The following is a 9,689-nucleotide window of genomic DNA, read 5'->3' on the forward strand; positions in this document are numbered from 1 at the left end:
CGCCATGGATCTTTATGTCCTCGCGCGGCCGCTGCTGCGCTTCATCTCGCCGGAGCGGGCGCACGGGCTTGCCATCAAGGCGCTGCGCCGTGGGCTCGCGCCGAGCTTCGCGGCGCCGGACGACCCCGTGCTCGCGAGTCGGGTGTGGGGCATCGACTTTCCCAATCCCATCGGCCTCGCCGCCGGCTTCGACAAGGACGCCGAGGTGGTGGATGCGGTGCTGAAGCTGGGCTTCGGCTTCGTGGAGGCGGGCACGGTCACGCCCCGCCCGCAGCCCGGCAACCCCAAGCCCCGGCTGTTCCGCCTGGATGAGGACGAGGGCGTCATCAACCGCTTCGGCTTCAACAGCCAGGGGCTGGCGCCGTTCGTCTCGCAGCTGGGCCAGCGCCGGGCGGCGGGGGCGAAGGGCGTCGTCGGCGCCAACGTAGGGAAGAACAAGGAGAGCGAGGACGCGGTCGAGGATTATGTGCTCGGCGTCTCGGCCACCTGCCGGCTGGCGGACTATATCGTCTGCAACATCTCCTCGCCCAATACGCCGGGCCTGCGCTCGCTGCAGGCGCGCTCGGAACTCTCCGCGCTGCTGACCCAGGTGCTGGCGGTACGCAATGGCTCTATCCCCGATCCCGTCGGCCGTCCCCCGTTGCTGGTGAAGGTGGCGCCGGACCTCGACGACGCCGCCCTGGCGGACGTGGCCGAGGTGGCGCTCTCCACGGGGGTGGACGGCCTCATCATGGGCAACACCACCCTCTCGCGGCCCGCCTCGCTGCGCAGTGGCCACAAGGGCGAGACGGGAGGCCTTTCCGGCAAGCCGCTGATGGCGCTCTCCACGGAGCGGCTCAAGGCGCTCTCCCGGCTGGTGGAGGGCAGGCTGCCGCTGATCGGCGCCGGCGGCGTCGCCTCGGGGGCGGACGCCTATGCCAAGATCCGCGCCGGCGCGAGCTTGGTGCAGCTCTATTCCGCGCTGGTGTTCCACGGACCCGGCCTCGTGGGCCGGATCAAGGCGGATCTCGCGGCCCGACTCAAGGCCGACGGCTTTCGCTCCATCAGCGATGCGGTGGGCGCAGACGTGCATTGACGCCCGCGCCGGCCGGCGCGGGCGGATCTGCGGGGCGATCAGGCGCCCGTCGCCTTGCGCGCCGCCGCGTCCTTGGCGACGAGGTCGCGAATCTCTTCCAGCAGCACCTCGGTGCGGGTGGGGGCGGCAGGTACCGCGGCCTGCTTGCGGCGCAGGATGTTGATCCCGCGCACCAGCAGGAACAGCACCGCGGCGACGATGAGAAAATTGATGGCGATGGTGATGAAGGAGCCGTAGGCGAGCACCGCGCCCTGCTTCTTGGCGTCGGCCAGGTTCTCGGCCGTCACCGATTTCGCCAGCGGGACGAAATAGTTCGAGAAGTCGAGGCCGCCGGTGATGGCGCCGATGACGGGCATGAAGATGTCGCCCACCAGCGAGGTCACGATGTTGCCGAAGGCCGCGCCGATGATCACGCCGATGGCGAGATCCATCACGTTGCCCTTCATGGCAAATTCCTGGAATTCCTTCAATATCGCCATGCTGCCTCTCCCTGTTCCGTGTGCGGCGCCGCGCCGCGTGGTTCATGTCCCATCTCACCTGATCGTGTCCGCTGCGGCAAGCCGGCTCGGGTATACCCCGCCACCATCGGCGCCTTCGGGCGCGGTGGCGGCGGTTCTTTCGAGGCCGTGACGCTTTCATGACTTTGAGCGCGCCCGTCCCTATGTTAGGGAGTGCCCGCCGCCGGGGTTGGAGCACGATCCACGGGGGCGGGCCGAGGGGCCCGGTGGAAACGACCCTCTTGGGCGAATGACCCTGTTTCGGGGAAACACGCTCTTGGGCAGCAAGGCGATTTAGCTCACAAATGGCGGAACGGCAGACCAGCTTCGGGTATGAGGATCTCCTCGCATGTGGACGTGGCGAGCTGTTCGGGCCGGGCAACGCGCAGTTGCCGCTGCCGCCCATGCTCATGTTCGACCGCATCTCCGAGATTTCGGAGACCGGCGGCGAATTCGGCAAGGGCATGGTGCGGGCCGAGCTCGACGTGAACCCGGACCTTTGGTTCTTCGGCTGCCACTTCAAGGGTGATCCCGTGATGCCCGGCTGCCTCGGGCTCGACGCCATGTGGCAGCTGGTGGGCTTCTTCCTCGGCTGGCTGGGCTCGCCCGGCCGCGGGCGGGCGCTGGGCCTTGGGGAACTGAAGTTCTCGGGACAGGTGCTGCCTTCCGTGAAGAAGGTGGTGTATGGCGTGGACTTCAAGCGCGTGATGCGCTCCAAGCTGGTGCTCGGGATCGCCGACGGCTGGCTCGAGGCCGACGGCACCGTCATCTATCGCGCCCACGATCTCAAGGTCGGCCTGTTCCAGGCCGAGCCTGCGGCAGCGGCCAGCGCCTGACAAGGCGCTGCCACGATCCGCAGCCATCATGCCCGCAGCCGAGGGGCCGTCTCGACGGGCCTTGCGGGGTCGGGCAGAGCCGGACCTTCGGCAAACCCGCGCGGCGATCGAGCCTAGACCTTCTCGGCGCCGCTCCTGAACGGAGCCGAGCGCCCGTACCGTGCGTTCCAATGGGGATTTGACATGCGCCGCGTCGTCGTCACCGGGATGGGCATCGTCTCGTCCATCGGCAACACCACGCAGGAGGTTCTCGCCAGCCTGCGCGAGGCCAAGAGCGGCATCACCTTCGCCGAGGACTATGCCAAGCTCGGCTTCCGCTCCCAGGTGCACGGCGCCCCGACCCTGAACGCGGAAGAGGTGGTGGACCGCCGCGCCATGCGCTTCCACGGCGGCGGCACCGCCTGGAATCACGTGGCCATGGACCAGGCCATCCGCGACTCGGGGCTGGAGCCGAACGAGATCTCCAACATCCGCACCGGCTTGGTCATGGGTTCGGGCGGCTCGTCCACCAAGACCATCGTGGATGCCGCCGACATCACCCGTGAGAAGGGGCCGAAGCGCGTGGGGCCGTTCGCGGTGCCCAAGGCCATGGCCTCCACCGCCTCGGCCACGCTCTCCACCTGGTTCAAGATCAAGGGGCTGAGCTATTCCATCTCGGCCGCCTGCGCCACCACCAACATCTGCATCGGCAACGCCTACGAGCTGATCCAGTACGGCAAGCAGGACATCATCTTCGCCGGCGGCTGCGAGGACCTGCACTGGACGCTGTCCGTGCTGTTCGACGGCATGGGCGCCATGTCCTCCGCCTATAACGGCCGCCCGCAGGTGGCCTCCCGCGCCTATGACGCGAACCGCGACGGCTTCGTCATCTCCGGCGGCGCCGGCGTGCTGGTGCTGGAGGAGCTGGAGCACGCCAAGGCGCGCGGCGCCCGCATCTATGCCGAGATCGCCGGCTACGGCGCCACCTCCGACGGCGTGGACATGGTGGCCCCCTCGGGCGAGGGCGCCGAGCGTGCCATGAAGCTCGCCATGAGCGCCATCAAGGCGCCGATCGACTATATCAACCCGCACGCCACCTCGACCCCCATCGGCGACCTGAAGGAGATCGAGGCCATCCGCGCGGTGTTCGGCGCCAAGTGCCCGCCCATCTCGGCCACCAAGTCGCTCACGGGCCATTCCCAGGGCGCCACCGGCGTGCACGAGGCCATCTATTCCATCCTGATGATGCAGAACGGCTTCATCTGCGAGAGCGCGAACATCGAGGAGCTGGATCCGGCCTTCGCTGACATGCCCATCGTGCGCCAGCGGGTGGACAACGCGAAGCTCGGGCATGTGCTCTCCAACGGCTTCGGCTTCGGCGGCACCAACGCGAGCCTCGTCCTCAAGCATCTCGATGCCTGAGGCGCGGCTGCGTACACGCATTGTAAAGATCGGTCGGAAGAGGTGACGCCGAGGGCGTGGCGCGGGTCGTCCGGGTCTGCTATCGGCGAATGATGTGCGGGTTTGTCGCCGCGTCACGGCGGCGCCGGGCGCGGGCCTTGCGTGCCGGCTTCGCAAAGAGGCGCGCCGTCTCGCGGGGCAGGGCCCGGGTTTCTCGAATTGAAGTGTTTTCCTCGCGCGGCCGGGCTTCCACGTCGCGCGACGGCGTTCAAAGGGTGGGTGATGCAGGACCTGATGAAAGGCAAGCGCGGCCTCGTGATGGGCGTCGCCAATGACCACTCCATCGCCTGGGGCATCGCCAAGGCGCTCGCGGGGCAAGGGGCGGAGGTCGCCTTTACCTACCAGGGCGAGGGCATGGCAAAGCGCGTGCGCCCGCTGGCGGAAAGCCTGGGCTCCAGCTTCCTGATGCCGTGCGACGTGGAGGACCTGAAGAGCGTCGACGCGGTGTTCGAGACCCTCAAGGAAAAGTGGGGCGGCATCGATTTCCTGGTGCACGCGGTGGCCTTTTCCGACAAGTCGGAGCTGAAGGGGCGCTATGCCGACACCAGCCGCGAGAATTTCTCGCGCACCATGGTCATCTCCTGCTTCTCCTTCACGGAGATCGCCAAGCGTGCCGCTGCGCTGATGCCCAAGGGCGGCGCGCTCATTACCCTCACCTATGGCGGTTCCACGCGGGTGATGCCCAACTATAACGTGATGGGCGTGGCCAAGGCGGCGCTGGAGGCCTCCGTGCGTTATCTCGCGGCCGACTACGGCGCGCAGGGCATCCGGGTGAACGCCATCTCCGCCGGCCCGGTACGCACGCTTGCGGGGGCGGGCATCGCCGATGCGCGCCTGATGTTCAACTACCAGAAGCGCCACGCGCCCCTGCGCCGCACGGTGACCATCGAGGAGGTGGGCGGTTCCGCGCTCTATCTCCTGTCGGACCTGTCCACCGGCGTCACCGGCGAGGTTCATTTCGTGGATTCGGGCTATAACATCATCTCCATGCCGCACCCGGACGTGCTGAAGACCCAGGAGGACGCGGAGGCCAAGCTGGCCGCCGAGACTCCGTCCGCAGCCGCGGAGTAGGCCGGGGCACCCCCTTCGGCTTTGCGAGATGTCGTCTCTCCAGCCGGTGGGCCCCGCTGGCACGCGGCCGGGCCTGCGTGGCCACGGGGCGCCGGGCCACTGTTGAAATCCCGCAGGATTCATGATCCCTGAGGCGCCCGTGCTCAATGCGCGGGCGCTGCTTTACGGGGCGGGTGACGCGACAACGACATCGGCGCGGCCGGCGCGCGGGAGAGGGGCCATGCAGGCACTGGCGGTGGCGGCCATCGCGTTCGTCGGCCTTTTTGGCGGCGTGTGCGCGGGCATGTGGGGCGCGCGCCGGCTGAAGGAGGAGCATCTCTCCAAAAGCACCGAGGATGCGGTGAAGCTGGGCGTGGGCATGGTGGCGGCCATGTCGTCCCTTATTCTCGGCTTGATGACCGCCTCGGTGAAGGGCAATTTCGATACCACCGGGCGGGACGTGCAGCAGTTCACCACCGATCTCATCACGCTCGACACTTCGCTGCGGGCCTATGGGCCGGGAGCGGACGACGCCCGCAGGCTGCTCACCGCCTATACCCGCCACGCCCTGGCAGAGACCTGGCCCGAACGCCCGGAAGGGCGGGTGAGGGTGGATGGCGTCACGTCGAAGACCAGGCTGGAGGCGGTCGGCTATGCCATTCGCATGCTCGCGTCGGCAACCCCGGTGGAGGCCGAGCTGCGCGCCGAGGCGCTCGACCGCTACAAGGCGGCCGCAACCCTGCGCTGGACGGTGGTGGCCGAAAGCGTGACGGCGGTGCCACCGGTCTTCACGGCGGTGCTGATCGTGTGGCTCTGCCTCATCTTCGTGAGCTTCGGGCTGTTCTCGCCGGTGAACGTCGTGTCGCTGGTGGTGTTTCTGCTGTGCGCCGTCTCCCTCGCCGGCGCGCTGTTCCTGATCCTGGAAATGAGCAGCCCGTTCGATGGCATCATCCGCGTGCCCGATACGGCAATGAAGGGCGCGCTGGCGCAGATGCTGCGCTAAGGTGTGGCCTCATGATGCCGTCTTCATGTTGCGGCACCAGATTAGAATCGCTAAAAACTGGCCGCGCCGACGGGCCGCGAAGGGGCTCTCGGCGCGATGAAAGCCCGCCGTCGCATATGGTGGGTATGAACAGGGCGCGCCGCCATCGGGCGCCGGCCTGAGGCCGAGGCGAGGACAGGAGATCCCGGATGACCCGCAACGCGCTCTGGGTCGCGGCGGCGAGCGTGCTCGTCGGCATCATCGTGCTCGGCCTGAAGACCGTGGCGTGGTGGGTGACCGGCTCGGTGGCGCTGCTCTCCGATGCGCTGGAAAGCATCATAAACGTGGCCGCCTCCCTTGGTGCCCTGATCGCGCTCCACATCTCCTCGCGCCCGGCCGATGCCAACCACCAGTTCGGCCACTACAAGGCCGAGTATCTCTCGGCGGTGGTGGAGGGCGTGCTGGTGACGCTCGCGGCCATCACCATCCTGCGCGAGGCCTACAACGGGTTCATGGACCCGCGGCTGCCGGAGCAGCCCCTGCTGGGCATGCTGTTCAACGGGGCCGCCACGGTGCTGAACGGCGCGTGGTGCTGGGTGCTGATGCGCGTGGGCAAGGCGCACCGCTCGCCGGCCCTCGTCGCCGACGCCAAGCACCTGCTTTCGGATGTCGTCACCTCGGTGGGGGTGCTGGTGGGCTTTGTGCTGGTGCCCATCACCGGCTGGCCGCAGCTCGACCCGCTCATCGCCGGCCTGGTGGCGCTCAACGTGCTGTGGATGGGCTGGGGTCTGATGCGTGAATCCGTGGCCGGGCTCATGGATGAGGCGCCGGGGCCCGAGGTGGTGGCGCACATCCGCGCGCTGGTCTCCGCCCATGCGGAAGGCGCACTTGAGGTGCACGACCTGCGCACCCGGCACGCCGGGCGCATGACCTTCATCCAGTTCCACATGGTGGTTCCCGACGACATGACGGTGGCCGCCGCCCACGCCATCTGCGACCGTATCGAGACCGCCTTTGCCGACGAGATGAAGGACGCCAGCCTCACCATCCATGTGGAGCCGGAGGCCGAGGCCCAGCACCACGGTGTCGTCGTGATCTGAAGGCGCCCGCCGGCTGGGGCGCCGCTGTGTTCAGGCGCCCTTGGGCCGGAAGGCCACCACAACCTCCGGGTCGGTCTCGATGCGCGCGGCGCCGATCAGGTCCAGGCAATAGGGAATGGCCGGGAATACCGCGCCAAGGCACACGCCGATGGACGCCGGCTTGCCCGGCAGGTTCACGATCAGCGTCTTGCCGCGGACGCCCGCTTCCTGCCGCGAGAGGATGGCGGTCGGCACCTCGTTGAGGGAGATGCGGCGCATCTGCTCGCCGAAGCCGGGCAGGGGCTTTTCGATCACCGCCGCCATGGCCTCGGGCGTCAGGTCGCGCGGGGCGGGACCGGTGCCGCCGGTGGTGCACACGAGGTCGAGCGCCTCGCGGTCGCACATGTCGATCAGCGTGTCGCGCACGCTCTCGAAACCATCGGGGATGATGCGATAATCGAAGGCGAGGGGGCTGGTGACGGCGCGCCGCAGCCAGGCCTCGATGGCCGGCCCGCTCTTGTCCTCGTAGGTGCCTTGGCTGGCGCGGTCGGAAATGGTCACGATGCCGATGCGGGCCATGGGTGCTCCTGCTGCCGGAGGTGGGCGGGCGGCGCCCGCGCCTTCCCGCACGCTGTAGGCCGCCGGGCGGCCGCGGGCAAGGCGGCGCGGTGCCCTGGTCCTCCGCTGGGCGAGCGGGGCGGGGCCGAAGGCCGGCCGCGGGTTTTTCTTGCGTCGCTTCGGTGACGGCGTATCTATGCAGATATAGCTTTTTCGTGTCGTTCCTTCCGGACCGCCTGCGTTTTTTCGGGATTTGCCCATGTCGGACTTTCTCACCACGCGCGAGCTGGCCAGCCTGCTGAGGGTGAAGGAGCGGAAGGTCTACGATCTGGTGGCAGCGGGTACACTTCCGTTTCGGAAGGTGACGGGCAAGCTGCTGTTTCCCCGCAAGGAAATCGAAGTCTGGCTGGGCGCCGAGACCGCTGTGGCGGAGGGCGAGGCGGCGGTGCCGGCGGCGGATGCCCCGCGTCCCCTGGTGTTTGCCGGCGGCCACGATCCGTTGCTCGAATGGGCGCTGCGCGAATCGCGCTCGGGTATCGCCGCTTTCTTCGACGGTACCCTCGACGGAGTGGAGCGGGCCGCGGCGGGTGACTGCATCGCGGCAGGGCTCCACATACCCGATGGCGAGGGGTGGAATGTGTCCCTGGCGGCGGAGCGCTTCGGCCAGGAGCCCTGGGTGCTGCTGGAGTGGGCGCGGCGCACGCGCGGGCTGATGTCCCGGCCCGACCTGCCGCGCACGCCCTCCTGCCTGCGGGATGCGCGCGGTCTGCGCTTTCAGCGCCGCCAGCCCGAGGCGGGCAGCGAACTGGTGCTGGACCGCCTGCTGAAGGCCGAGAAGATGGGGCGGGCGGACCTGATGCCGGTGGACACCATCGAGCGTTCGGAAACCGATCTCGCCATGGCCATCGCCGGCGGGCGGGCGGATGTGGGCCTCGGGATCGAGGCGGCAGCGCGCCAGTTCAACCTGGATTTCCTGCCGATGGTGGAGGAGCGCTTCGATCTGCTGGTCTGGCGCAAAGCCTATTTCGATCCGCCGTTCCAGAAGTTGGTGGCCTTCTGCCGCGGCCCGGCGCTGGCGGCGCGGGCGGAGGCGCTCGGCGGCTATGATCTTTCCGGTTTCGGAACGGTGCATTTCAACGGCCGCTGAGGCCACGCCTCTTCGGCGAAAGGCCGCTTCCGCAGCTTGCGCAACGGAAGCGGCCCGGACCGGAGCCACCCTGCCCGGGGTCAGGGCAGAGGCCGGGGGGCGGCTCCGGCCTTCCCGGTCAATCCACGGCGATGATCACCTCGGAGGACTTCACAATGGCGGTGGCGTCGCCGCCCACCTTGAGGCCAAGGTCATCGACCGCCTCGTTGGTGATGGAGGCGGTGACCGTCAGGCCGTTCACGTCGAGCACCACATGGGCGGTGGTGGCGCCCTTCTTGATCTCGACGATCTTGCCGGGGAAAGCGTTGCGTGCGGAAACCTTCATGGTCTTCTCCCGTTCGTTCGGGGTGGGATGACCTTGCGGCCGGATGCGTCACGCCACGGCGATGATGACGTCGGAGGACTTCACGATGGCGGTGGCCTCGCCGCCCACCTTGAGGCCAAGCTCGTCCACCGACTCGTTGGTGATGGAGGCGGTGACCTTCAGGCCGTTCACGTCGATCACCACATGGGCGGTGGTGGCGCCCTTCTTGATGTCGACGATCTTGCCGGGAAGGGCGTTGCGCGCGGAAACCTTCATTGCCTTTTCTCCCGTTGCTCAATGGAGCAGACGCCCCGCAAGCTTACGGCACTTGCGGCGAAGTCAAGGCGGCGCGCCGGCTCACGCCACGGCGATGATGACGTCCGAGGACTTGATGATGGCGGTCGCGGTGCCGCCCACCTTGAGGCCGAGGTCTTCTGCCGATTCATTGGTAATGGAGGCGGTGACCTTCAGGCCGTTCACGTCGATCACCACATGAGAGGTGGTCGTGCCTTTCTTTAAGGCGACGATCGTGCCGGAAAGAGCGTTTCGCGCGGAGACCTTCATCTTCGTTCTCCTTGGTATCTGCCAGGCGATATCAAGTTACGCCATGAATGAGCTTGGCGAAGACGAGAAAATGGCGTCTCCAGGCACTTAGTTAGACGGCTGGAAATGGGGAAACAATATGCGAAAAACATGCTTGTTTTCCCGTTATGCGCGAAAA

The 9,689-nt window shown here is 67.7% G+C and carries 12 protein-coding genes; 7 read left to right on the plus strand and 5 right to left on the minus strand.

The features are described 5' to 3' along the window. Positions 1-4 precede the first annotated feature (4 nt). Positions 5-1,075, plus strand: a complete 1,071-nt coding sequence (locus V5F61_RS12275; RefSeq protein ID WP_393989754.1) for a quinone-dependent dihydroorotate dehydrogenase — start codon at positions 5-7, stop codon at positions 1,073-1,075. Positions 1,076-1,113: 38 nt separating this feature from the next. Here V5F61_RS12275 and mscL read toward each other — a convergent pair whose 3' ends face one another. After that, a complete protein-coding gene (mscL, locus tag V5F61_RS12280) occupies positions 1,114-1,548 on the minus strand; it encodes a large conductance mechanosensitive channel protein MscL (RefSeq protein WP_393989785.1) in 435 nt (144 codons plus the stop codon). 329 nt (positions 1,549-1,877) lie between these two features. Here mscL and fabA point away from each other — a divergent pair, with 329 nt between their 5' ends. The 5 genes from fabA (at position 1,878) to V5F61_RS12305 (ending at position 6,980) form a co-directional block, all read left to right on the plus strand. Next, complete coding sequence (gene fabA / locus V5F61_RS12285; protein WP_393989755.1) at positions 1,878-2,408, plus strand: 3-hydroxyacyl-[acyl-carrier-protein] dehydratase FabA; 531 nt, start codon at positions 1,878-1,880, stop codon at positions 2,406-2,408. Between the two features lie 183 nt (positions 2,409-2,591). Next, positions 2,592-3,809: a beta-ketoacyl-ACP synthase I gene (gene fabB, locus V5F61_RS12290; RefSeq protein WP_393989756.1), complete on the plus strand. Its 1,218-nt coding sequence runs from the start codon at positions 2,592-2,594 to the stop codon at positions 3,807-3,809. 261 nt (positions 3,810-4,070) lie between these two features. Next, a complete protein-coding gene (fabI, locus tag V5F61_RS12295) occupies positions 4,071-4,919 on the plus strand; it encodes an enoyl-ACP reductase FabI (protein ID WP_393989757.1) in 849 nt (282 codons plus the stop codon). A gap of 220 nt (positions 4,920-5,139) precedes the next feature. Next, positions 5,140-5,901 (plus strand): bestrophin-like domain, encoded by a 762-nt coding sequence (locus tag V5F61_RS12300; protein WP_393989758.1) that lies wholly within the window; start codon positions 5,140-5,142, stop codon positions 5,899-5,901. A 188-nt stretch (positions 5,902-6,089) separates the two neighbouring features. Continuing rightward, positions 6,090-6,980 (plus strand): cation diffusion facilitator family transporter, encoded by an 891-nt coding sequence (locus tag V5F61_RS12305; protein ID WP_393989759.1) that lies wholly within the window; start codon positions 6,090-6,092, stop codon positions 6,978-6,980. 30 nt (positions 6,981-7,010) lie between these two features. On the opposite strand, the gene mog is transcribed toward V5F61_RS12305, so the two are convergent. After that, a complete protein-coding gene (gene mog, locus V5F61_RS12310; protein WP_393989760.1) occupies positions 7,011-7,538 on the minus strand; it encodes a molybdopterin adenylyltransferase in 528 nt (175 codons plus the stop codon). Positions 7,539-7,776: 238 nt separating this feature from the next. Here mog and V5F61_RS12315 point away from each other — a divergent pair, with 238 nt between their 5' ends. After that, on the plus strand, positions 7,777-8,664 hold the full coding sequence (locus V5F61_RS12315) for a substrate-binding domain-containing protein (RefSeq protein ID WP_393989761.1): 888 nt from the start codon (positions 7,777-7,779) through the stop codon (positions 8,662-8,664). Positions 8,665-8,782: 118 nt separating this feature from the next. On the opposite strand, the gene V5F61_RS12320 is transcribed toward V5F61_RS12315, so the two are convergent. From V5F61_RS12320 to V5F61_RS12330, 3 genes are all read right to left on the minus strand, one after another. Further along, positions 8,783-8,989, minus strand: coding sequence for a TOBE domain-containing protein (locus V5F61_RS12320; RefSeq protein ID WP_393989762.1), 207 nt, complete (start codon positions 8,987-8,989; stop codon positions 8,783-8,785). Positions 8,990-9,037: 48 nt separating this feature from the next. Next, entirely contained in the window at positions 9,038-9,244 is a 207-nt protein-coding gene (locus V5F61_RS12325) for a TOBE domain-containing protein (RefSeq protein ID WP_393989763.1), read from the minus strand. An 81-nt stretch (positions 9,245-9,325) separates the two neighbouring features. Further along, positions 9,326-9,532 carry a TOBE domain-containing protein gene (locus V5F61_RS12330; RefSeq protein ID WP_393989764.1) on the minus strand — a complete coding sequence of 69 codons (207 nt, stop codon included), beginning with the start codon at positions 9,530-9,532 and terminating at the stop codon, positions 9,326-9,328. Positions 9,533-9,689 lie beyond the last annotated feature (157 nt).

It is taken from the genome of Xanthobacter sediminis (assembly GCF_043195015.1).
Lineage (GTDB): Bacteria > Pseudomonadota > Alphaproteobacteria > Rhizobiales > Xanthobacteraceae > Xanthobacter.